Origin of the sequence: Pollutimonas rozaliensis, from assembly GCF_048751585.1 — a bacterium.
GTDB lineage: Bacteria > Pseudomonadota > Gammaproteobacteria > Burkholderiales > Burkholderiaceae_B.
The window spans coordinates 1-237 of the sequence record NZ_JAZHOB010000358.1 but is presented as its reverse complement, the minus strand read 5'-3'; the positions used below and the strand labels follow the sequence as shown (position 1 = coordinate 237).

Here is a 237-nt window from a genome sequence, read left to right as displayed (position 1 = left end):
GGGGCCGGTCAGGCCAAAGCAGGGGATTTCACGGCCATCGGCCAGGCGCGGCAGGTAGTGATCCTTCTGTGCCTGGGTGCCGTACTTGAGCAGCAGCTCACCGGGGCCCAAGGAGTTGGGGACACCGACGGTCACCATCAGCGTTTCGTTGGCGGAAAGCTTCTGCAGTACCATGGATTGCGCCTTGGCAGAGAAGCCCAGACCACCATACTCCTTCGGGATGATCATGCCGAAGAA

1 protein-coding gene is annotated in these 237 nt (G+C 61.2%); it reads right to left on the bottom strand.

Features of this window, described 5'->3' with window-relative positions:
* The coding region (locus V0R37_RS23230) for an acyl-CoA dehydrogenase family protein (RefSeq protein WP_420376708.1) at positions 1-237 on the bottom strand (237 nt) is incomplete at both ends.